Raw genomic sequence first — 23,074 nt, 5'->3', positions numbered from 1 at the left:
CCACCTGCGGCTGCGCCTCGGTTTGGCCCTCTGCCATGAATCAATCGATCTTCACCGCCATGCTGCCGGCGCTGGGCTTGCTGCTGGTGATGGCGCTGCTGGCCTGGGGCGTGCATTGGGTGCGCAAACGCATGACCCCGGCGGGCAGCGGCCTGGGCGCCGACCTGCGGCTGGTGTCGCAACTCATGGTCGGGCCGCAGCAGCGCGTGGTGGTGGTCGAAGTCAACGGCCCCACTGGCCCGGTGCAGCTGACGCTGGGCGTGACGCCACAGCACATCAGCGCCCTGCACGCGCAGGGTCTGGGCGCCCCGGGGCTGCTGGCGACCGCGCCGGCTGCCGCGGCCCCCGACGCCTTCACCGCCGCCCCGCCAGCCGCCGCCCCGCCAGCCCCCGCCACCCTGTACCAGCAAGTGGCACGCTCGCTCAGCCGGGGGGAGCCGCCTGCCGCCGTGGAGCCGCGCACGTGAAGGCCGCCGCCCCCAGCCGCTGGGCGCGCCCAGCCGCGCGGGCCGCGCTGGCTGCGCTGCTGCTGGGTGCCAGCGCGTTGGCGCTGGCCCAAGTGGCGCCACCGGCTGCCGCCCCCCCGGGCGCGTTCCCGATCCTGATCGGCCAGGGTGCGGGCGGCACCAGCTTCTCGGTGCCCATTCAAACCCTGCTGTTTTTTACGGCGCTTTCGTTTTTGCCGGCGGTGCTGCTGATGATGACGGCCTTTACGCGCATCATCATCGTGCTCTCGCTGCTGCGCATGGCGCTGGGCACGCAGGCGGCGCCACCCAACCAGGTGCTGGTCGGACTGGCGCTGTTTCTCACCCTGTTCGTCATGGCGCCGACGCTGGACCGCGTGCACGCCGAGGCCTACCAGCCCTTCACCCGGGGTGAGATCGGCTTCGAGCAGGCGGTGCAGCGCGCCGAAGCCCCGATGCGCGAGTTCATGAGCAAGCAAACGCGCCAGTCCGATTTCCGCATGTTCGCCAACCTGGCCGGCCTGGACGAAAACGTGACGGTGCAAAACGCCCCCTTCAGGGTGCTGGTGCCGGCCTTCGTCATCAGCGAGCTCAAGACCGCCTTCATGATCGGTTTTCTGATCTTCATCCCCTTTCTGGTGATCGACCTGATCGTGGCCAGCGTGCTCATGTCGCTGGGCATGATGATGCTCTCGCCGGTGCTGGTGGCGCTGCCGTTCAAGCTCATGCTGTTCGTGCTGGCCGATGGCTGGAACCTGCTGATCGGGTCGCTGGCAGCGAGCTTCGTGGTCTAGCTGCGCCCATTTCATCCGAAATTGATAAAAACGCCATGGATACCCAAGCCGCCCTCGCCGTGGGGCAAAACGCCCTGTTCATCCTGCTGGCGGTCGCGGCCCCGCTGCTAGGGGTGATCCTGGCGGTCGGGCTGGTGGTGAGTCTGTTTCAGGCGCTGACGCAGATCAACGAGGCCACGCTCTCGTTCGTGCCCAAGATCGTGGCGGCGGTGGTGGTGTTTGCGGTCGCGGGGCCGTGGATGCTGACCACGCTGGTGGACTTTCTGCGCCGCATCCTGCTCTCGATCCCCGAGTACGCGGTCTAGGCCCAGGGGCAGCCGTGGACGGCCCCATGATCACTTTCACCGAGGCCCAGATCATGGCCTGGGTGGCGCCCATCTTCTGGCCTTTTCTGCGCATTTTGGGTGTCTTCGCCAGCGCCCCGATCTTTTCCTCGCGCTCGGTGCCCATGCGCCTCAAGGTGGCGCTGGCGTTTCTGATTGCAGTCTGCATCCAGCCAGCCCTGCCCGCGCCGCCCATGCTCTCGCTCACCAGCCCCGAGGCGCTGGGCGCCGTGATCCAGCAGATCGCCATCGGCGTGTCGATCGGGCTGGCGGTGCGCATCGTCTTTGCCGCAGTGGAAATGGCGGGCGAAATCATCGGCCTGCAGATGGGCCTGAACTTTGCCGGCTTCTTCGACCCGGCCACCAACGCCGCCTCGAGCCCGGTCGGGCGCTACTTCGGCAACATGGCGATGCTGCTGTTCGTCGTGCTCAACGGCCACCTGATGCTGATCATGGCGGTGGCCGCCAGTTTTCACACCTTCCCGGTGGGCGGCGACATGCTGGCGGTGGTGCAAACCATGCGCCTGCACGAGCTCGGGGGGCTGATCTTTTACTACGGCCTGTGGATCGCCTTGCCGATGATCGGCATGTTGCTGTTCGTCAACCTGGTGCTGGGCATCATCACGCGCATCGCGCCGCAGATGAACGTGTTTGCGATCGGCTTTCCGCTCACGCTCTCGGTCGGGTTGGTGGGCATCGCCTTCACGCTGCCGCTGCTCGACCAGCCGGTGTTGCAGCTCATGCGCGTGGTCACCGACCTGTTCATGGGCGGCTGAAGCGCGGTTGCACCTGCCTGGCGCTACACCAACTGGTTGCGGATCGCATACACGGTGAGTTCGGCGTTGTTGCTCAGGCCCAGCTTTTCCAGCGTGCGCGCGCGATAGACGCTCACCGTTTTGGGGCTGATCATCAGCTCCTCGGCGATCTGCGCCAGCATTTTGCCGGAGGCGATCAGGCGCAGCGTCTGCAGCTCGCGCTCCGACAGAATGTCGTGCAGCTGCGCCGCCTCGGGCGCGCGCAGGTGCCTGGCCAGCAGCTCGGCCACCTCGGGCGTGATGTACTTGCGCCCCTGCGCCACCGTGCGCACCGCCGTGAGCAGCGCCGCCGGGTCGCCTCCCTTGTTGAGGTAGCCCATGGCCCCGGCCTTCAGGCAGCGCAGCGCGTACTGGTCTTCGGGGTACATCGACACCATCAGCGTGCGCAGCGGCGCCGGCTCCAGTTGCAGCGCCGACAGAATCTCCAGGCCGCTGCGTCCGGGCAGATCGACGTCGAGCAGCAGCACGTCGGGGCGCTGCTGGCGCAGCAGCTCGCGCAGGCTGGCGTAGCCGTCGGCTTCGCCGATCACGCGCACATCGGTGGCCTCGGCCAGCGTGTCGCGCACGCCGCGGCGCAGCATGGCGTGGTCGTCACACAAAATCACTTTGATCACGCAATTCACTCCCAGTCCGCCGCTTGCGCCTCGGCCTGCACCCCGGCCAGCGGCAACGACAAAATCAGCGTCAGGCCCTGCCCCGGCGCCGTGACCACGTCGATCCAGCCGCCGGCCCCCCGCGCGCGCTCGCGCAAACCCAGCAGGCCAAAGGACTGCAGCTTGGCCAGTTCGGCAGCGCTGGCGCCGCGGCCGTCGTCGCTCACCTCGAGCGTGAGCACGCCCTTGAGGTCGCTCAATTCCAGCCGCACCGATTGCGCCTGCGCGTGCTTGAGCACGTTGGTCAGCCCCTCCTGCGCGGTGCGATAGACCACCATCGCCAGCTGCGGCTCGACCGGGGCGCGCAAAGTGCCCTCGAGCTGCAGCGCCAGCCCGGTGCGCTCGGCAAAGGTGCGCACCAGCCACTGCAAGGCCGGCTGCAGGCCCTGATCCAGCACCGCCGGGCGCAGGTTGCGCATCAGGCGCTGGCTGGCCAGCAGCGCGTGCTCGGCCATTTCCAGCGCCGCGCGCACGTGCGCCTGGGCCTCGGGCTGGGGCACGTGCCGCCCCAGCCACGCCAGATCGAGCTTCACTGCTGCCAGCGCACCGCCGATGTCGTCGTGGATTTCGCGCGCAATGTCGGCGCGCTCGCGCTCCAGCCCGATCTGCAAATGCTCGGTCAAGTCCACCAGCCGGCGGCGCGATTCCGCCAGCTCGGCCTGCGCCTGCGCCTGCGCCCGGCGCGTGGCGTGCAGCTCCAGCGCCCGCTGCAACGCCATCGGCAGGCGCGCCAGCCGGTTTTTGTCCACGTAGTCGCTGGCCCCGCGCAGCAGCGCCTCGGCCACCGTGGCCTCGCCGATGGCCCCCGAGACGATCACGAAAGGCAGCTCCAGCCCCCGCGCCTGCAACCAGTCCCAGGCCTGCAGGCAGTTGAAACCCGGCAGGTGGTAGTCGGCCAACACCGCATCCACACCCCCCGCTTCGATCTGCGCCGCAAAATCGTCCAGCGTCTCGACCAGCGTCAGGCGCGCATCGAGATCGGCGCGCTGCAGGCAGCGCCGCAACAGCTCGTGATCGGCAGGGTTGTCTTCCAGGTGCAACAGGTGCAGCTCAGCCAAGGCAGACCCCACGATCGACCCAGCCGCGATCGATCAACAAGCGCATCGCCATCGCCCTTGCGGGCCACGAAACTGGGTTTTTTTGCATTTGCTGGAACAACGGGTGGGTGCGGTCTGGAGTTTATACCCCCGGCGCAGGCTAATATACGCCATTGAGCAACCGATCAGACACGCCAGCCCCGCACTCGCCCATGCCTACCACCCCCCCCGCCACGCACGAACACCGACGCTGGCCGCGCGAGGAATACACCTGCGTCGAGCCCTTGCCCGTGGTCCCCAGCGACGAGCCGGTGGTCCAGATGTCGGTGTCGGTGCTGGCCGACCTGCAAGACTCGCTGCTGGTGGCCATGAACGACCTCAAGCGGCTCGAAGGCTTGCTCGACCACGCTACCGCCAACTTGCTGGACCGCTTCAACAGCACCTTGCTCAGCGTCGAGCAGTTGCCCGATGCCGCGCAGCGCAGCGCGTTGCAGGCCAGCCTGCACCAGGCCGTGACCGAGCTGCAATTTCACGACATGTCCTCGCAGCTGCTGGTGCACATCGGCAAGGTGCTCAAGGGCTGCGCCTACGTTCTGGCTGACCAGGCGCTGGAGCCCGATGCAGATGAGTCGGGCCTGGTGGTGACCCATATGCCGCGCAAGCCCAATCCAGTCACGCAAAGCGAGATGGATGCCGGTTCGGTCGAGCTGTTCTGAGCATCGCCGCACCACAGACCGATACCCACCACGCAACCCCACACCATTCCAAGGCACTTCCCCATGCACTCGATCCTTGCCGTTGACGACTCGGCCTCCATGCGCAAGATGGTTTCCTTCACCCTGGTCAGCGCTGGCTTCAAGGTGGTGGAGGCCATCGACGGCATCGACGCCTTCGAGAAAGCCCAGAAGCAAAGCTTCGACCTCGTGCTCACCGACCAGAACATGCCGCGGCTCGACGGCATCGGCCTGACGCGCAAACTGCGCGAGCACCCGCACTTCAAGTCCACCCCGATCCTGATCCTGACCACCGAATCGAGCGACCAGATGAAGCAGGCCGGGCGCGCCGCCGGGGCCACCGGCTGGCTGGTCAAACCCTTCGACCCCAGCCGCCTCATCGAGGTGATCCGCAAGGTGATCACCTGACGCGGCCACCCCCATTCCCCCACAGCACCCCGCGCCCGACCGCACCGAACGAGGCCTTCAGACCATGGCAGACGCGAAAAACGACACCTTCGACCTGACCCAGTTCTACCAGATCTTCTTCGAAGAAGCCGGTGAGAACCTGGAGCAGATGGAGCAGCAGCTGCTGCAGCTCGACCTCGACACGGTGGACGACGAGGAGCTCAACGCCATCTTTCGTTGCGCCCACTCGATCAAGGGCGGCGCGGCCACCTTTGGCTTCGAAGACGTGGCCGAGCTCACGCACCAGATGGAGAGCCTGCTCGACAAGCTGCGCCGCCACGAGCTCAAGCCCACCGCGCCCATGGTCGATGTGCTGCTCGAGTCGTCCGACGCGCTCAAGGGCCAGCTGGCCCGGCACCAGGGCACCGGCGGCGCCGCCCCCGAAACCAGCGCTCTGGTGCAACGCATCCGCGTGCTGGCCAGCGGTGCGGCGCCAGCGGCTGCCCCCGCTCCGGTCAAAGCCCCAGCCCCCCCTCCGGCCCCTGCTCCCGCTGCAGCCGGCCCGGCCGGAATGCCCGCGGCCAGCGCCCCTGGGGCCCTGCGCCAGTTGCAAGCCGTGATCGGACCGCTGAGCGACATCCGGTTGGCCGACCCGATCAAGGACCTTTTTCGCGAGATCGTGGGCCTGGGGCAAATCTGCGCCGAGAGCGAGCAAAACGGCTGCCGCGTCTATGAGATCGAAACCAGCAGCAGCGACGCCGACCTGCTCGACCTGTTCGCCTTCCACGTCGCCAAAGACGCCATCCGCTTGCAACCCAGCCCCGGCACCTCCGGCCCCGGCGCGTCCACCCCGAGCCCGGCCGCAGAAATCTCGTCCGACGTGATCGAGCAAGGCTACGGCCTGTTTGCCGGTGCGCCGGGCAGCCCGGTGCCGGGCAGCAGCGTCTCGGCCAGCGGGGCCACGGTGCCCGAGCCCGATCTGGTGCAGGGCTACGGCCTGTTTGCCGGTGCGCCGGGCAACCCGCTCACACCGCAAAGCCACGCCCAGGCCCTGCTGCCAGACCACCCAGCCGCCGCCAGCCCCGATGCCAAGCCCACTGAAGCGAGCAAGGCCGCGCGCCCGGCCACGGCCGCCGCCATGGCCGCCCAGCCCGAAGCGACCACGCTGCGCGTGTCGGTGAGCAAGATCGACCAGCTGATCAACCAGGTCGGCGAGCTCGTCATCACCCAGGCCATGCTGGCGCAGAACAGCCGCGCCCTCGATGCCGGGTTGAATCAGCAACTGCTGGCTGGCCTGGCGGACTTGGAGCGCAACACGCGCGACCTGCAAGAGTCGATCATGTCGATCCGCATGATCCCGATGTCGGTCGTCTTCAGCCGCTTTCCGCGCATGCTGCGCGACCTGGCGAGCAAGCTCGGCAAGAAGGTCGAACTCGTGACCCAGGGCGAGGCCACCGAGCTCGACAAGGGCCTGATCGAAAAAATCACCGACCCGCTCACGCACCTGATCCGCAACAGTTGCGACCACGGCATCGAGCTGCCGCACGAGCGCGTGGCACGCGGCAAGCCCGAAACCGGCACCATCACGCTCAGCGCCGCGCACCAGGGCGGCTCGATCCTGATCGAGGTGCGCGACGACGGCAAGGGCCTGTCGCGCAGCAAGCTGATCGACAAGGCGCGCGCCAAGGGCATACCCGCCCCCGACGACATGAGCGACCAGGAGGTCTGGCAGCTCATCTTTGCGCCCGGCTTTTCCACCGCCGAAGTCGTCACCGACGTCTCGGGCCGCGGCGTGGGCATGGACGTGGTGATGAAAAATATCTCGGCCCTCGGCGGCTCGGTCGAGCTCGACTCGTCCGAAGGCTTTGGTATGAGCGTCAAGGTGCGCCTGCCGCTGACGCTGGCCATCATGGACGGCATGACGGTGCGCGTGGCCGACGAGGTCTACATCCTGCCGCTGTCTTCCGTGGTGGAGTCGTTCCAGGTCGAGAGCAACACCATCAACACCGTGGCGCAGAACGCGCGCCTGGTCAAGGTGCGCGAGGAATACATGCCGGTGATCGAAGTCGATCGCCTGTTTGGCGTGCCGCGCCCGGCCGACGACAGCAGCCCGAACAGCATCATGGTCGTGATCGAGTCCGACGGCGCGCGCGTGGCGCTGATGGTCGACGAACTGCTCGGGCAGCAACAGGTGGTGATCAAGAACCTGGAGTCGAATTACCGCAAGGTGCCCAACGTCTCGGGCGCCACCATTCTGGGCGACGGCAGCGTTTCGCTGATCCTCGACACCTCGACCCTGGTGCGGCGCTCGCGCCACTGAGAACCTCAATCCGTCCGGCCCCCATGAACGACGCCAGCGCCGCCCTGCAAAGCCGGGAATTCACCTGGACGGTGGCCGACTTCAACCGCATCAAAGACCTGATCTACCGCCACGCCGGCATCAGCCTGCACGACGGCAAGCAGGCCATGGTCTATAGCCGCATCTCGCGGCGCCTGCGCGAAACCGGGCACCGCAGCTTTGCCGATTACCTCAGGTGGCTCGAAAACCAGGGCGACGCCGACGAGTGGCAGGCGTTCGTGAACGCGCTCACCACCAACCTGACTTCGTTCTTTCGCGAGAACCACCACTTCGTCGAGCTCGCGCGGCTGGTGCGCGAGGCCCCGTCCGGCCACGACTGGAAAATCTGGTGTTCGGCCACTTCCACCGGCGAGGAGCCTTACTCGATCGCCATCACCCTGGCCGACGCGCTCGGCCTGGACGGGCGCTTCCGCATCTGGGCCAGCGACATCGATACCAAAGTGCTGGCCACTGCGGCGCGTGGGGTTTACAAGCTCGATGGCCTGAAAAACCTCAGCCAGGCGCAGCTGCAAAAATACTTCCTCAAGGGCAAGGGCGACAACGCCGGACTGGCGCGGGTGCGCCCGGAACTGCAGCGGCACATCGAGTTTTTCAGCCTCAATCTGATCGAGGACCACTGGAGCCTGCGCGAGACCTTCGATGTGGTGTTTTGCCGCAACGTCATGATCTATTTCGACCACGCCACCCAGCGCCAGGTGCTGGCGCGCATGCACCGGCTCATCAAGCCTGGCGGCATGCTGTTCGTAGGCCATGCCGAGAACTTCTCCGACCTCAAAACCCAGTTCGTCCTGCGCGGCAAAACCATTTACGAAAAAATCTGAAGCCTCATGCACCGCAGCCCCGAATACCTGCAGACCCTCAAAACCCGCACACGCCGGCCGGGCGAAGCCTCGTTTTTCTTTCACGACCAGCACTTCAAGTACAACGCCGCCAAGGTGCTGCCAGGCGAGTACTTCGTTGCCCAGGAAGACCTGGTGATCATGACCGTGCTCGGTTCGTGCATCGCCGCCTGCATCTGGGACTCGCGCCTGCGCATCGGCGGCATGAACCACTTCATGCTGCCCGAAGGCGGCGCCGACAGCTCGGGCCGCTACGGCTCCTACGCCATGGAGTTGCTGATCAACGAAATGATCAAAAAGGGTTCGACGCGCGATTACATGCAGGCCAAGGTGTTCGGCGGCGGGGCCGTGATTGCCGGCTTTACCACCATGAACGTGGGCGAGCGCAACACCAAGTTCGTGCTCGACTACCTGGCCACCGAGCGCATTCCGGTGGTCTCCAAAGACGTGCTCGACATCTACCCGCGCAAGGTGGTGTTTTTCCCGGTCACCGGCAAGGCCATGGTCAAGCGCCTGGCGCACGCCCACCCGGACACGCTCGAAGCCCAGGAGCGCCAAGGCGTCGCCACCAAGGTGGCGCAGGCCACTGCGGGTGGTTCGGTCGATCTGTTCTAAGGTTTGCACGCACATGGCAAAAATCAAAGTGGTGGTGGTGGACGATTCCGCCTTGGTGCGCAGCCTGCTGAGCGAAATCATCAACCAGCAGCCGGACATGGAGTGCATCGGGGCCGCCAACGACCCGCTGCAGGCGCGCGAGATGATCCGCGAGCGCAACCCGGACGTGATCACCCTGGACGTGGAAATGCCCAAGATGGATGGGCTCGAGTTCCTCTCGCGCCTGATGCGGCTGCGCCCAATGCCGGTGGTGATGGTCTCGACCCTGACCGAGCAGGGTGCTGACACCACTTTGCGCGCGCTCGAGATGGGCGCGGTGGACTTTGTCGCCAAGCCGCGCATCGGCGTCAGCAGCGGCCTCAAAGCGCTGGGCACCGAGATCGTGGAAAAAATCCGCATCGCCAGCCAGGCGCGCGTGACGCGCCACGTGGCGCCAGCCCCTGGGCCCACGGTGGCGCGCGTGCCCGAAGGCAGTTCCAGCGCCCCGAGCCCCAGCAGCCTGGGCCGCCTGTCGACCGAAAAAATCATCTGCATCGGCGCCTCCACCGGCGGCACCGAGGCGATCAAGGAAATTCTGGTCGAATTGCCAGCCGACGCCCCCGCCGTCGTCATCACCCAGCACATGCCGCCGGGCTTCACCACCAGCTTTGCCGCCCGGCTCGATTCGCTGTGCCGCATCCGCGTGCAAGAAGCCGTCGATGGGCAGCGCATCCTGCCTGGGCACGCCTACATCGCCCCCGGCGGCAAGCAGTTTTCGTTGGCGCGCAGCGGCGCCAACTACGTGGCGGTGGTCGATGATGCACCGCCCGTGAACCGCCACAAGCCCTCGGTCGAGGTGCTGTTCAAATCCTGTGCGCGCGTGCTCGGGCCCAACGCCATCGGCGTCATGCTCACCGGCATGGGCGGCGACGGCGGCGCGGCCATGAAAGAAATGCGCGACGCCGGCAGCCACAACATCGTGCAGGACGAAGCCAGTTGCGTGGTCTTTGGCATGCCCAAGGTGGCCATCCAGCACGGTGCCGCCAGCGAGGTGCTGCCGCTCAAAAGCATCGCCAGGGCGCTGCTCGAGCGCCTGCAGGGCGCCGGCGTGCGGCACCGGATTTAGAGGCCCGATGGCTTCGGTGCCGCCCAGGCCGCCAGCGGCCGCGTCAAATCAGGCGATCGACGTTGACCCCGGCGCTGGGTGGCAGCGGCAGCGACGAGGTGAGCTGGTAGTTCTCGGCGGCGGCTTCGAGCGCGCGCTCGATCGGCGACGGCGGGAGCGGGGCGATCAGGTCGGCACGCCGCTGCGCGGCCTCGCGCGCTTCCTCGCCGATCAACTGGTCGGCGGCAAAGCGGCTCGCGCTCCAGACATTGGGCAGCAGATCACGGATCTGGTTGGCCCGGGCCTCATCGACCGGGTCGGGTTGCGCTGGCGGCATCTGGCCCTCGATCGCCTGCGTCTGGCGCGCCTCCTGGGCGCGCGTGCGCTCGGTGCGCTCTTGCTCCAGGCGTTGCGGACTGGGAGTCTGCGGTGCCACGCCTTGTGCGGCACGTTCTGGCTCTGCCCGGCCTGGCTCGGGCAGCCCCTGCGCTGCTGCCTGGGCGGGTGCCGCGAGCGCTTGCCGCTGCGCCGCCACAGCAGCAGCCATTTGGGCCGTAGCCACGCTGGTTTGGAAATTGAAGCGCTCGGGTGCCGCCGCGTTGTCGTACAGGTGGGCGCGCAGCGCCTGGTCGGTCGGGTTCACCGGGGGCAGCGACGGCGGGGCGTACAGCGCCTGGGTGCGCGAACCCTCACCGGCCAGCGTCACTGGCGCGCTCACCCCTTGGTTGCGCGGCGACACATGTTCGCTGGCGCGGGCGGGGGTGAGGGGCTGCACACGCGCCGACACCGGCCCCTGGGCTGGCACAGGCGCTACGGCTACAGACGAGATGTTCAACATGGCAGGCTCCAGGACGGGCGAACGCCGGACGGAACAACGGCACTCAAGCGCTTATTCGGCTACTGTAGACCAAACTTTAGGGCGCCGGTGGATTTTTTCATGCCGGCTTTGATGACCGCAGCCGCAAAACCCACCGGCCCATCACAACGGCCCATCACAACGGCCCATCACAACGGCCCACAGCCGACGACCTCCTTGGCCGACGACCCCCTGCACCAGCCGATTAAAATGGCTGCGCAGCCCACTCTTACCCCTCCAAGCAAGCGAGACCCCGCCCATGAACGCCCCCCTGCCCCTGTCTGACCGCGACGGCAAAATCTGGCTCGACGGCCAGCTCATCGACTGGCGCGACGCCAAAGTGCACGTGCTCACCCACACCCTGCACTACGGCTGCGGCGCCTTCGAAGGCCTGCGCGCCTACGCCACCGCCGACGGCCCAGCGATCTTCAGGCTGCAGGAGCACACCGAGCGCCTGTTCAACAGCGCCAAGATTTTGCGCATGAAGCTCCCCTTCACGCCCGAGCAGGTCAACGCCGCGCAGTGCGAGGTGGTGCGCGCCAATGGCCTGGCCAGCGGCTACCTGCGCCCGCTGACCTGGATCGGCAGCGAAAAACTCGGCGTCAGCCCCAAGGGCAACCGCGTCCACCTGATGGTTGCCGCCTGGGCTTGGGGCGCCTACCTGGGCGAAGAGGGCCTCAAGCGCGGCATCCGCGTCAAGACCAGCAGCTACACCCGGCACCACGTCAACATCACCATGACGCAGGCCAAGGCGGTGAGCAACTACACCAACAGCATCCTGGCCAACATGGAAGCCACCGACGACGGCTACGACGAAGCGCTGCTGCTCGACGCCAGCGGCTTCGTCTCTGAGGGCGCGGGCGAGAACATCTTCGTCATCAAGGGCGGCGTGATCTACACCCCAGACCTCTCGGCCGGGGCCTTGAACGGCATCACGCGCAACACGGTGTTCCACATCGCACGCGACCTCGGGCTGGAGGTGGTGCAAAAGCGCATCACGCGCGACGAAATCTACATCGCCGACGAGGCCTTCTTCACCGGCACCGCGGCCGAAGTGACACCGATCCGCGAGCTCGACCGGGTCGAGATCGGCTGCGGCAGCCGCGGCCCGATCACCGAGCGCGTGCAAAGCGCGTTCTTCGACATCGTCAGCGGCCGCAACCCCAACTACGCCCACTGGCTGACGGCGGTTTGAGGCCCGGCTGTCGCGCCCTGACTGCCTGCCACCCGACCCCGTCGCCGGCCCCACCCCATCAGCAGCACCATGAATCCCCCTGGCTCCGCGCCGGTTGACCGGCCGGGCACTGGAACCGACGCGTCCTCACAGCGCCGCCACCTCGACCTCGGCTGCGGCACCCGACCGCGCAACCCCTACGCGGCGCCGCTGCTCTACGGCATCGACATCCGCGCCGGCTTGCAAGCCCCCGGCGTGCAGGCCATCGTCGCGGCCAACCTGGCGCTGCAAGCCATCCCCTTTGCCGACGCGCATTTCGACAGCGTGTCGGCCTATGACTTCATCGAGCACATTCCACGCGTGGCGCTCGACCTGGCCAGCGGCAGCAGCCGGCTGCCGTTCATCGAGCTGATGAACGAAATCTGGCGCGTGCTCAAGCCCGATGGCCGCCTGTACGCCGTCACGCCGCTGTTCGACCACGAAAAAATGTGGCGCGATCCGACCCACGTCAACCCGATCACGCCCAAGACCTGGCGCTACTTTTGCCGCCCCGAACTCGGGGCGCGCATGTACGGCTTCAAGGGCGAGTTCGAGCTGCTGCGCCAGACCCGCTGCCGCTTCAAGCGCGACTACGAACCCGCCCGGCCCGCACTGGGCGGCTGGCTGGCACGCGGTGCCGACCGCCTCACGGGCCAGGCCGCGCACCTGGTCTGGGAGTGGCGCGCCCTCAAGCCGCCGCACTAGCGCATGGCCGCCGCTGCCGACCAGCGCGCCCTGCTCGAGCAGGTCACGCTCATCATGGTCACCCACCACAGCGCCCACTGCCTGGCGCCGCTGGCCGGCGCGCTGGCGGCGCTGCCACACCTGATCGTGGTCGACAACGCCAGCGCCGACGGCACCCGCGCCGAACTGGCGCGCACCCTGCCGCAGGCGCTGGTGCTGGCCAGCCCCAGCAACCTCGGTTTTGGCGGCGCCAACAATTGGGCCCTGGAGCGGGTGCAGACCCCTTACGCCTTGCTCTTCAACCCCGACTGCGCCCTGACCGAGGCCGCCGTGTTGGCCCTGATGCAAGCGGCCCAGCGCTGGCCCGAGGCGGCGCTGCTGGTGCCGCAACTGCTCGACGCGCGCGGCCGACCGACCCTCAATTACGGCTGGCCACGCCACCTCTGGGCCTCGGGCGGCCCGGCGGCCGAGGGCCCGTGTTGCGTGGGCGCGGCTTGCGGCGCCGTGCTGCTGCTGCGGCTGGCGGCCTTGCGCCCCATCGGTTTTTTTGACACCGGCTTCTTTTTGTACTACGAGGACGACGACCTGTGCGCGCGCCTGCTGGCTGCGCGCCTGCCGATCGTGCTCGAACCCGCCATCCGGATCGCGCACCACTCGCGCGGCTCGACGCGCTCACCCACCCCTTGGCGCAGCGAGTACGCGCGCGGTCTGCACCACGCCCAGTCCAAGCTGCGTTACCTGGCCAAATACACCGGCGTGCCTGCGGCGCAGCGCAAGCGCCGGCGCGCCCTGGCGCTGGCCGTGGCGGCCCTGCTGCTGCGGCTCTTGCTGCCGACGCCACGCCTGGTGGCGCGCGCGCTGGGGCGCGTGGCTGGCCTGTGGCGCTGGCGCGCCGACCGCTCCCTTACCGCCCCCGCCCCCCATCCCGCGCCATGAATCCAGCCCCCCAAAACGCCGCCGTCCGCGCGGTTCCCGGCACTGCCGCCAGCCCCAGCCACCCCGCTGCCCGCCCCAGTCGCAGCGTCGCCTGGATGGCGTGTGCGCTCGGCGCCTTCACCTTTTTTCCGGTGGGCTTGAGCTATTTGGGTTTGCTCGTGCTGCTGCTGCTGTTGCTGCTCGATCGGCCGCACTGGCAGGAGCGCTGGCTGCAACTGCGGCCGTGGCTGTGGCTGCTGCTGCTGCCGCTGCTGTGGGCGCTGCTGGTGCTGGCCACCCAGGGCTGGCACGAAGACAGCGCCACGCGCCTGTTTCACCTGCTGCGGGTGGCGCTGGTGCTGGGCTTGGGGCTGACGCTGCTGCCCGCCGAGCGCTGGCTCGCGCTCTATGGTTTGCTGGCCGGGGCCGTCTTGGCCAGCGCCCTGCTGCTGCTGCACCAGCTCTGGCCGCTGCCCGACGTCGCGCTCTGGCGCGCCTTGCTCAGCGGCACCACGGGCAACAGCACCAGCCAAAAGTTCATTCTCCTGGCCGCCGCCGCCGCAGCCGCGCTCTGGCTGGCGCTGCAGCCGGGCTTGCGGCCCGCGCAGCGGGCGCTGGCGTTGCTGGGTTGGTTGCTGTTTGCCGCCACAGTGGCCACCTTCAGCGTATCGCGCAACGCGCAGCTGCTGTTGCTGCTGCTGCCGCTGGCGGTGTTTGTGCTGCGCTGGCACAGCTGGCGGCCGCTGTTGGGCGCTGCGGTGGCGCTGCTGCTGGGCGCGGTATTGATCTGGCAGTTCAGCCCCACGGTGCAGCCGCGTTTCGAGCAAGCCGTGCAAGAGGTGCAACACTTTGCCGCCACGGGCCACTTCGACGGCAGCGCCAGCGTGCGCCTGCGCATGTATCAGCACGCCCTCGAGGGCATGGCCGCGCAGCCGCTGCTGGGCACCGGGCTGGGCAGTTGGTTGCCGAGTTGGCGCGCCGAAATGGCCGAGTCAAACCCGGCCATGGGGGAAATCAACAACCCGCACAACGATTTCTTGCTCACCGGCATGGAAAAAGGCGTGCCCGGCCTGTTGCTGCTGCTGGCGCTGCTGGCGGCCTTGGGCTGGCACAGCCTGCGCCAGCGCGGCGACCCCTTGGCGGGCGTGGCCCAGCTGCTGCTGTGGACGCTGCTGCTCACCACCTTGGTCAACGCCCCATTTCGCGATGCCAACCTGGGGCTGTCGCTGCTCTGGCTGCTGGCGGTCTGCACCTTGGGCAGCCGCCCCGCCAGCTACATCCGCCCGCGCAGCGCCTTGAGCCAGCTCAGCAGCCGGTAGCGCCAACTGCGCACCCGTACCCGGCCAGGCCGCGGGTTGTCGATGCGCAACTGTTCGGGCTTGGGGCTGCCATGGAACACCAGCACCGCCGGCGCGGGCTCGATCCAGCCCATGCGGTAGTTCAAGTCCACTTTCCACGACGCGGCCAGATTCGGGTGCAGGTCTTGCAACGCGCCCGTCACCAGGCCCGAGTCGCGGATGAAGTCCTGGTCGCCCCAGCCCACGCCACCGCTGCTGTAGGCGTGGATGTTGCCGGCCTTGTCGTACAGGAAGCGGTCCAGTATGCCCTGATAGTGGCCATGCACGAGCATCAGGCTCGAGTTGTAGTCGTGGCCCTTGAAGCCGCGCAGCAGCCACAGCCCGGGCGGTGCGTCAACCAGCGGGTTGCGCGTGATCACCACGTCGAGGTCGAGGTACAGAAAACAGCGCTCGGGCAAGGCAAAGATTTCGAGTTTGGAAAACCAGCCCGGCAAATCGTGGCGCAACGGCCGCAGCTCGACGCCCTCGGGCATGCTGGGTAGGTCGCTCAGGCAGATCAGGCGTGCGCCGGGTGCATGGCGCCGCAACTGGCGCTGCAGCGCCTGCACCTGCGCCACGCCGTATTCGCCACCGCTCTTGCACACACAGACTACCGTGTCGCAAAGGCGCCTGATCGGGGTGGGTGGGGTTGCAATCATGTTCAGAGCGCCGGCGGCTTGGGGGTCTGGTGTGGGGTGAACGGGCTTGGATCGGGCCAAGATCGAGCAGGGGATTTTGGCACATGGCCTAGCGGGTGCAGCACGCAGATGCCGCGCCAAAATGGCCGCTTTTGCGCCGCCTGCACCCCAGCCGCCGCCAGGGGGGACCCCATGGGCAATCCCTGATAATCCCCCCATGCCCGATTTAGCCTCTGAAGTGCGCCGCCGCCGCACCTTTGCCATCATCTCCCACCCCGACGCCGGCAAGACCACCCTGACCGAGAAGCTGCTGCTGTTTTCCGGCGCAATCAACATCGCCGGCTCGGTCAAAGCGCGCAAGGCCGCGCGCCACGCCACCTCCGACTGGATGGAGATCGAAAAGCAGCGCGGCATTTCGGTCGCCTCGAGCGTGATGCAGATGGAGTACCGCGGCTGCGTCATCAACCTGCTCGACACCCCCGGCCACCAGGACTTTTCCGAAGACACCTACCGCGTGCTCACCGCCGTGGACGCGGCGCTGATGGTGATCGACGCCGGCAACGGCGTCGAGCCGCAGACGCGGCGCCTGCTGCAGGTCTGCCGCGCGCGCCACACGCCCATCCTCACTTTCGTGAACAAGATGGACCGCGAGGTGCAGGCGCCGCTGGACCTGATGGACGAGATCGAGCGCGAACTCGGCATGACGGTGGTGCCTTTCACTTGGCCGGTGGGCATGGGCAAGCTGTTTCACGGCGTTTACGATCGGCGCTCGGACCAGATGCGGGTGTTTGATGCCGGCGCCGACCGCGCAGGTGGCGATGTAGAGGTGCACGCTGGCCTCGACAACCCAGAGTGCGCCACACGCTTTGGCCTCGAGTGGCGGCAGGCCAAGGAGGAGATGGAGCTGCTGGCCGGCGCCGCCCCGGCCTTCGAGGCCAGCGCCTTTTTGGCTGGGCAGCAAACGCCGATGCTGTTTGGCTCGGCGATCAACAACTTTGGCGTGCGCGAGGTGCTCGACGCACTGGTCGATCTGGCCCCGCCGCCCGGCCCCAAACCGGCCTTGCAGCGCACGGTGCAGCCGACCGAACCCAAGTTCAGCGGCGTGGTGTTCAAGATTCAGGCCAACATGGACCCGGCGCACCGCGACCGCATCGCCTTCGTGCGCTGCGCCAGCGGGCACTTCGAGCGCGGCATGAAGCTCAAGGTGGTGCGCTCGGGCAAGGAGCTGCGCCCCAACACCGTGGTTTCGTTCCTGAGCCAACGGCGCGAGCTGCTCGACGAGGCCTTTGCCGGCGACATCATTGGCATCCCCAACCACGGCGTGCTGCAACTGGGCGACACGCTCACTGAAGGCGAGGCGCTGCAGTTCACCGGGCTGCCGTTTTTTGCGCCCGAGATCATCCGCAGCGTCGAAGTGGCCGACCCGCTGCGCGGCAAGCAGCTCAAGGCCGGCCTGACGCAGCTGGGCGAGGAAGGCGCGATTCAGGTCTTCAGGCCGATGGCCGGCACGGTGCTGATGCTCGGCGCCGTGGGGCAGCTGCAGTTCGAGGTGGTGCAGCACCGGCTCGAGAGCGAATACGGCGTCAAGGCGCGCATCAGCCCCAGCCCCTACCAGGTGGCGCGCTGGGTCACGTGCACGCCCGAAAACGGCGGCGAGGCCGAGCTCAAGCGCTTCATGCAGGCCAACCTGCACCGCATGGCCTGGGACGCAGTCGATGCGCCGACGCTGTTGGTGGACCACCAAGCGACGCTGCGCGCCGTCGAGGCCAATTGGCCCAAAATCCAGTTCCACGCCATGCGCGAGCACGCCGGGCTGGTGTTTCACAAGGCGGTCTAGTGTGGTGTTGCGCGCCATCTGGAACATAAAACCGCGCCTTTTCGTCCCTGCTGTCGTTGCAAATCCGCGCCATAGTGGCACTATGGCTGTGGTTTGCGCCTAAGCAGGGCCAAAAATCCATCGGTTTTATTTGTCCCCTCAAGCGCGCAACACCACACTAGGCGCTCGCGCTTGAGTGCGCTGCCAGCCAGCGCTCGACCGCGCGCGGGTAGATCAGGTGCTCTTGCGTCAGCACGCGCGCGGCCAGCGTGGCGGCGTCGTCGCCGGGCAACACCGGCAGCACGGCCTGCTCCAGAATCTGGCCGCTGTCGACTTCGGCCGTGACCTGGTGCACCGTGGCGCCGACGAAGCGGCACCCGGCGTCGAGGGCGCGTTGGTGCGTGTGCAGCCCCGGAAACGCCGGCAGCAGCGAGGGGTGGATGTTGAGCAGGCGCCCGGCGTAGTGCTGCACAAACTCCGGCCCCAGAATGCGCATGAAACCCGCCAGCAGCACCAGCGCCGGCCTGCCGTGGGGGTCGAAGCAGTCGATGGCCTGCATCAGCGCGGCGTCGAAGGCGGCGCGGCTGGGGTATTGCGGGTGTTCGAGCAGCGCCGTGGGCAAGCCCTGCGCCTGCGCCCAGGCCAGCCCGGCGGCCTGCGCCCGGTTGCTGAGCACGCCCGCAATGCGCGCCCCGAAGCGCTGCTGCCAGTGCTGCTGCTGCGCCGCGCGCACCAAGGCCTGCATGTTCGAGCCGGTGCCCGAAATCAGAATGACGATGTTCTTTGTTGCAACCATACAGGCGCCTAGTGTAATGACTCCCATGACCCGGCCCGACGGCCACCCGCTGTCACCGCCCGGACAGCGCCGTGGGTGGGTGCGTGCTAAAAACCCCTCGATCGCACACCGCTGCACCGGAGACCGACCCCATGGACTTGGCTTTTACGCCCGAAGAACAGGCTTTCAGAGCCGAAATCCGCGCCTGGGTGCGCGCCCACCTGCCGCCCGCACTGGCACACAAGGTGCACCACGCCCTGCGCCTGAGCCGCGACGACCTGCAAGGCTGGGCCCGCATCCTTGGGCGCAAGGGCTGGCTGGCCAGCGGCTGGCCCAAGGCCTTCGGCGGCCCGGGCTGGACGGCGGTGCAAAAACACCTGTTCGAAGAAGAATGCGCCCTCGCCGGAGCCCCGCGCGTCATCCCCTTCGGCCCGGTGATGGTGGCCCCGGTGATCATGGCCTACGGCACCGCCGAGCAGCAGCAGCGCTTTCTGCCCGGCATCGCCAGTGGCGAGGTCTGGTGGTGCCAGGGCTACAGCGAGCCCGGGGCCGGCTCCGATCTGGCCAGCCTCAAGACCCGCGCCGAACTCCGGGGCAACCACTACCTGGTCAACGGCCAGAAGGCCTGGACCACGCTGGGCCAGCACGCCGACTGGATTTTTTGCCTGGTGCGCACCAGCCACGAAGGCAAACCCCAGAGCGGCATCAGTTTTTTGCTGATCGACATGAAATCGCCCGGCATCACGCTGCGCCCGGTGCGCCTGCTCGACGGCGAGTACGAAGTCAACGAGGTCTTTTTCGACGATGTGCAGGTGCCGCTGTCCAACCTGATCGGTGCCGCAAACAAGGGCTGGAGCTACGCCAAGCACCTGCTCAGCCACGAGCGCACCAACATCGCCGAAGTCAACCGCGCCAAGCGCGAACTCGAGCGCCTCAAGCGCATCGCCCAAGCCGAAGGGGTGTGGAACGACGCCCGCTTTCGGGACCAGATTGCGCTGCTGGAAGTCGATGTGGTGGCGCTCGAGATGCTGGTGCTGCGCGTGCTGTCGGCCGAAAAATCGGGCAAGAACCCGCTCGACATCGCCGGTTTGCTCAAGATCCGCGGCAGCGAAATCCAGCAGCGCCTGGCCGAGCTGATGATGCTCGCCGCCGGCCCCTTTGCCCTGCCCTGCATCCACGAGGCGCTGGAAGCCGGCTGGCAGGGCGACTTCCCCGGCGGCATGAGCGCCAACGCGCCGCTGGCAGGCAGCTACTTCAACCTGCGCAAAACCACGATTTACGGCGGCAGCAACGAGGTGCAGCGCAACATCGTGGCCCAAACCCTGCTCGGCTAAGGCCCCTTTTGGAGACCGTGATGGATTTCAATTTTTCCGACGAGCAACTGCAGCTGCGCGAGGCCGTGCAGCGCTGGGTGCACAAGGCCTACCCCTTCGAGCGCCGCCGCGCCGCCGCCGCCGCCGGCGGCTTTGATCGTGCGGCCTGGAACGAACTGGCCGAACTCGGCCTGTGCGGCCTGACGGTGCCCGACGTCCACGGCGGCCTGGGGCTGGGCGCGGTGGAGGCCATGCTGGTGCAAGAGGAGTTGGGGCGCGGCCTGGTGCTCGAGCCCCTGGAGCAGACCTTTGTCGCCGCCTCGGTGCTGCAGGCCTTTGCCCCCGCCAGCGTGCAAGCGCAGTGGTTGCCGCGCCTGGCCAGTGGTGCGGCGCTGCTGGTGCTGGCGCACGTGGAGCGGGGCCTGCGCCACCGGCTCGGGGCCGTGGCCACCCAGGCGGTGGCGCAGCCGGCCCAGCCGCCAGCCGGGCTGCCAGGTGCCCCAAGCATGGGCCCAGCCGATGCGCAGGGCACGGTCTGGCGGCTCGACGGTGCCAAGAGCCTGGTGCCCAGCGGCGACTGCGCCGACGCTTTTCTGGTCCCGGCCCAGACCGCCCAGGGGCTGGCGCTGTTGCTGGTGCAGCGCAGCGCCGCCGGGGTGCAGACCCGCGCCTACCAGACCCAGGACGGCAGCCGCGCCGCCGAAGTCGGCTTTGCGCACAGCCCGGCGCAGCTGCTCAGCACCGACGGCTTGGCGGCGCTGGAGTGGGCCGCCGACGTCGGCCTCGCCGCCGCTTGCGCCCAAGGCGTGGGCGTGATGGAACAGACCCTGGCGCTCACGCTCGAATACCTGAACACGCGCCAGCAGTTCGGGGTGCCGATCGCCAGCTTTCAGGCCCTGCGCCACCGCGTGGCCGACATGAAAATGCAGCTCGAGTTGGCGCGCAGCATGAGCTACTACGCCACCCTCAAGCTCGGTGCGCCCGCCCCCGAGCGCCGCCAGGCGCTGGCGCGCGCCAAGGTGCAGCTGGGGCAGTCGATGCGCTTCGTCGGCCAGCAAGCGGTGCAACTGCACGGCGGCATCGGCGTCACCGACGAGTACATCGTCAGCCACTGCTTCAAGAAGCTGACGCAGCTCGAGCTCACCTTGGGCGACACGCTGCACCACCTCGACGAGGTGTCGGCGCGCATGGGCGCCAGCGCCGGGGTGTTTGCCTGATTCAGCGCAGCAGCAGCCAAGTCAGGGCCAGCACCAACACCAGCGCCAGCAAGGCCACCACGGCATACCAGCCCCAGGGCCGGGCAGGCTCGGCGTAGGGGTCGATCAGGCTGCGCTCGGCCCCGGCGGGCAGTTGCGCCACACCGGTGAGCGCGGCTCCGAAGGGGATGTTGAGCCGCGCCCGGATGTTGACCGCCCAGCCGTTGGCGTCGAGCAAAGGGCCCAGGTTGCGCTGGCGCAGCTTGAACCAGGCCAGCCACATCGACGGACCGGAAATCAGCAGCAGCAGACCCAGCAGCACCAGCGGCATCTGCCACGGCGGCAGGCGCAACAAACCGCTCATGATCGCGGCCAGCGCCGTGCCCAGCGCCCCCAGCGCCAAGCCGATGGCGGCAAAAATACCCGCAAAGCGCGCGATGTCGAAGGCCTGCGAGGACACCGGCGCGGCCGCACCCGGCACCGCCGCCGCCACCCCGGCTGCCGATTGGGCCTCGACGTTTTGCTCGCGCGCCGCCGCCAGACGCTGCGCCTGGGCGCTGATGAAGCGGGCCAGGCGCCGGTACGGCATCCAGAACGCCTGTGACACGCTGATGGGCGCCTCGACCACGCGCAGCACCTGCGCCTTCCAGTCGCGCCCTTGGCGGTCGTAGAACAGCGCATTGCGCCCGGCCACCAGCAGCTCGTCGGCGTCGCCACCGGTCAGGGCGGCGACGATGGTGATCGGCTCCTCGTCGGGGCGCGTGCATTCGCAGTAGATCAGGTAGGCACCCGAGAGCGGGGCCAGCGCGCTGTGGCGCTCCAGATCGGCCACGCGCAGGCACAGCGTGCAGCTGCGCTGGTCGATGTAGAGCGTGCCGGCCTGAAAGATGGCCGGGTGTTGCTGACCGTAAAAATCGCTCAGATTGACGAAGTTGCGCAGCAGCGGCACGAGGTCGCGGCGCAGCCGCAGCAGCAGCTCGAGCCCTTCGATGCCGGCGGCGCTGGCGGCGGCGCTGCGGTCTAGTTCGATCAGGGCCGCCAACCGGGCCGGCGCCGGGCCGTCGAGCCACTGGCGCAGCACGGCCGGGCTCCAGTCGGCCAAGGCGCCGGCAGGGCGCGCCGCCAGCCAGGCGCGGCAGTCTGCCAGGCGCGTACCCAGATCGTCCCACTGGGTGGGCGTCAGCGCCTCGCAGTCGCCCAACAGCGGCCGCACCGCCGCCTCGCGCAGCGCGGCCAAGCGGCTCTGCCAGGCCGGGTTGACCCCTGCACTCAAAGGCAGGGCGGCCCCCGCCTGCACCCGTGCCAGCGGCAAGGCGGCCAGTTCGGCGCTGTCTGCGTGCAGGGTGAGGGAGGCCAGTTCGGTGTAGCGCGCCTCGTCGGGGTTGAGCGCCGCCTCGGCCCGGGGGTCGAAGTCGAGCAACCGGCAGCGGGTAAAGAAATCGTCCACCTTGGCCTGCACGGCGTCGTAGGCTTGCAGCGCCGCCAACTGCCCAGTGGCCGCAGCTTCCAGCCCAGCGCCGGGCCCGTCCGGGGCGCGCTGGTGCCAGTCCAGTGCCTGCTGCGCCTGCTCCAGAAAGGCCGTCAGTCCCGCTTGCGTGGCCCCGGGCTGGCCGCTGCGGTCGGTCTGCGCACCCTGGGTGGCGATGAGGTGCGCAATCAACTCGGCGCAGGCGGCGTCCGGGGCCAGCTCGACCGGCACCACGCCATCGCCGTTGGGCAGGGCGGGTGGGAACAGGCGCGCCGGTTCGCTCAGGTCGTCCAGGCCGATCTGCGTGGCTGTGGGTTTGCCCACGCGCTGCAGCACCTGGTGTGCGGCGGCATACAGCGCCGCCCCGGCCGCCGTGTCGGTGCGCAGCGCATCCAGCGGCAAGTCGGCACCGGGTTGAAACAGCAACTGCGGGTGGTGCAGCTGCTCACAGACCCAGCGCACCGCGTGCAGCAGCTCAGGCACCCGGATGCTGCCGTCGCCGTCGGTGTCGATGCGCTGCAGCGTGCGGCGGTCGAACTCGAGGCCGCTGGTCGGGCAGGCCAGCACGGCCCACAGCTTGGGGTCGAGCTGATCGAGGCTGCGCAAATCCTGCGCCGTCTCGATGCGCACCTGATCAAAGCCGCCGCTGCGGAAAAAACGCCAGCGATGCAGACCGCTCATCTCCAAGGATTCGCTCATTGTTGGCTCCGAGCACAAAAAAACCGCTGGCAGCGGCCCAAGTGGTTGGCAGCGGCTGCA

The 23,074-nt window shown here is 68.1% G+C and carries 23 protein-coding genes; 17 read left to right on the top strand and 6 right to left on the bottom strand.

The genetic code is table 11. The features are described from left to right. The first annotated feature begins 35 nt into the window (after nt 1-35). Genes AAAZ40_RS04135 through fliR form a run of 4 tightly spaced genes read left to right on the top strand, consistent with a single transcriptional unit; the run spans nt 36 to nt 2,357 of the window. Entirely contained in the window at nt 36-467 is a 432-nt protein-coding gene (locus AAAZ40_RS04135; RefSeq protein ID WP_476661309.1) for a FliO/MopB family protein, read from the top strand. Beyond that, nucleotides 464-1,258, top strand: a complete 795-nt coding sequence (fliP, locus tag AAAZ40_RS04130) for a flagellar type III secretion system pore protein FliP (RefSeq protein ID WP_476661308.1) — start codon at nt 464-466, stop codon at nt 1,256-1,258. Before AAAZ40_RS04135 ends, fliP begins: the two co-directional genes overlap by 4 nt. 35 nt (nt 1,259-1,293) lie before the next feature. Then, nucleotides 1,294-1,563, top strand: a complete 270-nt coding sequence (fliQ, locus tag AAAZ40_RS04125; RefSeq protein ID WP_476661307.1) for a flagellar biosynthesis protein FliQ — start codon at nt 1,294-1,296, stop codon at nt 1,561-1,563. A gap of 26 nt (nt 1,564-1,589) precedes the next feature. Continuing rightward, complete coding sequence (gene fliR / locus AAAZ40_RS04120) at nt 1,590-2,357, top strand: flagellar biosynthetic protein FliR (RefSeq protein ID WP_476661306.1); 768 nt, start codon at nt 1,590-1,592, stop codon at nt 2,355-2,357. Nucleotides 2,358-2,380: 23 nt separating this feature from the next. On the opposite strand, the gene AAAZ40_RS04115 is transcribed toward fliR, so the two are convergent. Continuing rightward, a complete protein-coding gene (locus AAAZ40_RS04115) occupies nt 2,381-3,010 on the bottom strand; it encodes a response regulator (RefSeq protein ID WP_476661305.1) in 630 nt (209 codons plus the stop codon). A 5-nt stretch (nt 3,011-3,015) separates the two neighbouring features. Beyond that, nucleotides 3,016-4,107: a sensor histidine kinase gene (locus tag AAAZ40_RS04110; RefSeq protein WP_476661304.1), complete on the bottom strand. Its 1,092-nt coding sequence runs from the start codon at nt 4,105-4,107 to the stop codon at nt 3,016-3,018. A gap of 299 nt (nt 4,108-4,406) precedes the next feature. Here AAAZ40_RS04110 and AAAZ40_RS04105 point away from each other — a divergent pair, with 299 nt between their 5' ends. The 6 genes from AAAZ40_RS04105 (at nt 4,407) to AAAZ40_RS04080 (ending at nt 10,125) form a co-directional block, all read left to right on the top strand. Beyond that, entirely contained in the window at nt 4,407-4,802 is a 396-nt protein-coding gene (locus AAAZ40_RS04105; RefSeq protein WP_476661679.1) for a hypothetical protein, read from the top strand. A gap of 63 nt (nt 4,803-4,865) precedes the next feature. Continuing rightward, the gene (locus tag AAAZ40_RS04100) at nt 4,866-5,228 is read left to right on the top strand and encodes a response regulator (protein ID WP_476661303.1); all 363 of its coding nucleotides are present in this window, start codon (nt 4,866-4,868) and stop codon (nt 5,226-5,228) included. A gap of 64 nt (nt 5,229-5,292) precedes the next feature. Then, nucleotides 5,293-7,527, top strand: coding sequence for a chemotaxis protein CheA (locus AAAZ40_RS04095; protein WP_476661302.1), 2,235 nt, complete (start codon nt 5,293-5,295; stop codon nt 7,525-7,527). Between the two features lie 23 nt (nt 7,528-7,550). Then, nucleotides 7,551-8,387, top strand: a complete 837-nt coding sequence (locus tag AAAZ40_RS04090; RefSeq protein WP_476661301.1) for a CheR family methyltransferase — start codon at nt 7,551-7,553, stop codon at nt 8,385-8,387. A gap of 6 nt (nt 8,388-8,393) precedes the next feature. Further along, nucleotides 8,394-9,020 (top strand): chemoreceptor glutamine deamidase CheD, encoded by a 627-nt coding sequence (gene cheD / locus AAAZ40_RS04085; RefSeq protein WP_476661300.1) that lies wholly within the window; start codon nt 8,394-8,396, stop codon nt 9,018-9,020. Nucleotides 9,021-9,033: 13 nt separating this feature from the next. After that, nucleotides 9,034-10,125, top strand: a complete 1,092-nt coding sequence (locus AAAZ40_RS04080; RefSeq protein WP_476661299.1) for a protein-glutamate methylesterase/protein-glutamine glutaminase — start codon at nt 9,034-9,036, stop codon at nt 10,123-10,125. A 43-nt stretch (nt 10,126-10,168) separates the two neighbouring features. Here the strand turns inward: AAAZ40_RS04080 and AAAZ40_RS04075 are convergent, their stop codons facing one another. After that, nucleotides 10,169-10,942 carry a hypothetical protein gene (locus AAAZ40_RS04075; RefSeq protein WP_476661298.1) on the bottom strand — a complete coding sequence of 258 codons (774 nt, stop codon included), beginning with the start codon at nt 10,940-10,942 and terminating at the stop codon, nt 10,169-10,171. A 277-nt stretch (nt 10,943-11,219) separates the two neighbouring features. Between AAAZ40_RS04075 and AAAZ40_RS04070 the strand changes: the two genes are divergently transcribed. The 4 genes from AAAZ40_RS04070 to AAAZ40_RS04055 all read left to right on the top strand — a co-directional run bounded on the left by AAAZ40_RS04070 (nt 11,220) and on the right by AAAZ40_RS04055 (nt 15,091). Next, complete coding sequence (locus AAAZ40_RS04070) at nt 11,220-12,155, top strand: branched-chain amino acid transaminase (protein ID WP_476661297.1); 936 nt, start codon at nt 11,220-11,222, stop codon at nt 12,153-12,155. A 69-nt stretch (nt 12,156-12,224) separates the two neighbouring features. After that, nucleotides 12,225-12,878 carry a class I SAM-dependent methyltransferase gene (locus AAAZ40_RS04065; RefSeq protein WP_476661296.1) on the top strand — a complete coding sequence of 218 codons (654 nt, stop codon included), beginning with the start codon at nt 12,225-12,227 and terminating at the stop codon, nt 12,876-12,878. A gap of 3 nt (nt 12,879-12,881) precedes the next feature. Continuing rightward, nucleotides 12,882-13,793, top strand: a complete 912-nt coding sequence (locus AAAZ40_RS04060) for a glycosyltransferase (protein WP_476661295.1) — start codon at nt 12,882-12,884, stop codon at nt 13,791-13,793. Further along, nucleotides 13,790-15,091 (top strand): O-antigen ligase family protein, encoded by a 1,302-nt coding sequence (locus tag AAAZ40_RS04055; RefSeq protein ID WP_476661294.1) that lies wholly within the window; start codon nt 13,790-13,792, stop codon nt 15,089-15,091. Before AAAZ40_RS04060 ends, AAAZ40_RS04055 begins: the two co-directional genes overlap by 4 nt. Here AAAZ40_RS04055 and AAAZ40_RS04050 read toward each other — a convergent pair. Next, a complete protein-coding gene (locus AAAZ40_RS04050; RefSeq protein ID WP_476661293.1) occupies nt 15,046-15,714 on the bottom strand; it encodes a hypothetical protein in 669 nt (222 codons plus the stop codon). The two genes, AAAZ40_RS04055 and AAAZ40_RS04050, sit on opposite strands and share 46 nt — an antisense overlap. A 250-nt stretch (nt 15,715-15,964) precedes the next feature. Between AAAZ40_RS04050 and AAAZ40_RS04045 the strand changes: the two genes are divergently transcribed. After that, nucleotides 15,965-17,584 carry a peptide chain release factor 3 gene (locus tag AAAZ40_RS04045; RefSeq protein ID WP_476661292.1) on the top strand — a complete coding sequence of 540 codons (1,620 nt, stop codon included), beginning with the start codon at nt 15,965-15,967 and terminating at the stop codon, nt 17,582-17,584. Nucleotides 17,585-17,741: 157 nt separating this feature from the next. Here AAAZ40_RS04045 and purN read toward each other — a convergent pair whose 3' ends face one another. Beyond that, nucleotides 17,742-18,359 carry a phosphoribosylglycinamide formyltransferase gene (gene purN / locus AAAZ40_RS04040; RefSeq protein ID WP_476661291.1) on the bottom strand — a complete coding sequence of 206 codons (618 nt, stop codon included), beginning with the start codon at nt 18,357-18,359 and terminating at the stop codon, nt 17,742-17,744. A gap of 131 nt (nt 18,360-18,490) precedes the next feature. Here purN and AAAZ40_RS04035 point away from each other — a divergent pair, with 131 nt between their 5' ends. Beyond that, complete coding sequence (locus AAAZ40_RS04035; protein ID WP_476661290.1) at nt 18,491-19,672, top strand: acyl-CoA dehydrogenase family protein; 1,182 nt, start codon at nt 18,491-18,493, stop codon at nt 19,670-19,672. Between the two features lie 20 nt (nt 19,673-19,692). Further along, nucleotides 19,693-20,868 carry an acyl-CoA dehydrogenase family protein gene (locus AAAZ40_RS04030; RefSeq protein ID WP_476661289.1) on the top strand — a complete coding sequence of 392 codons (1,176 nt, stop codon included), beginning with the start codon at nt 19,693-19,695 and terminating at the stop codon, nt 20,866-20,868. Between the two features lies 1 nt (nt 20,869). Here AAAZ40_RS04030 and AAAZ40_RS04025 read toward each other — a convergent pair whose 3' ends face one another. Further along, nucleotides 20,870-23,014: a hypothetical protein gene (locus AAAZ40_RS04025; RefSeq protein WP_476661288.1), complete on the bottom strand. Its 2,145-nt coding sequence runs from the start codon at nt 23,012-23,014 to the stop codon at nt 20,870-20,872. Nucleotides 23,015-23,074 lie beyond the last annotated feature (60 nt).

Source organism: Serpentinimonas sp. SMBJO2 (assembly GCF_056341105.1).
This window is presented reverse-complemented; position numbering and strand designations above follow the sequence as displayed.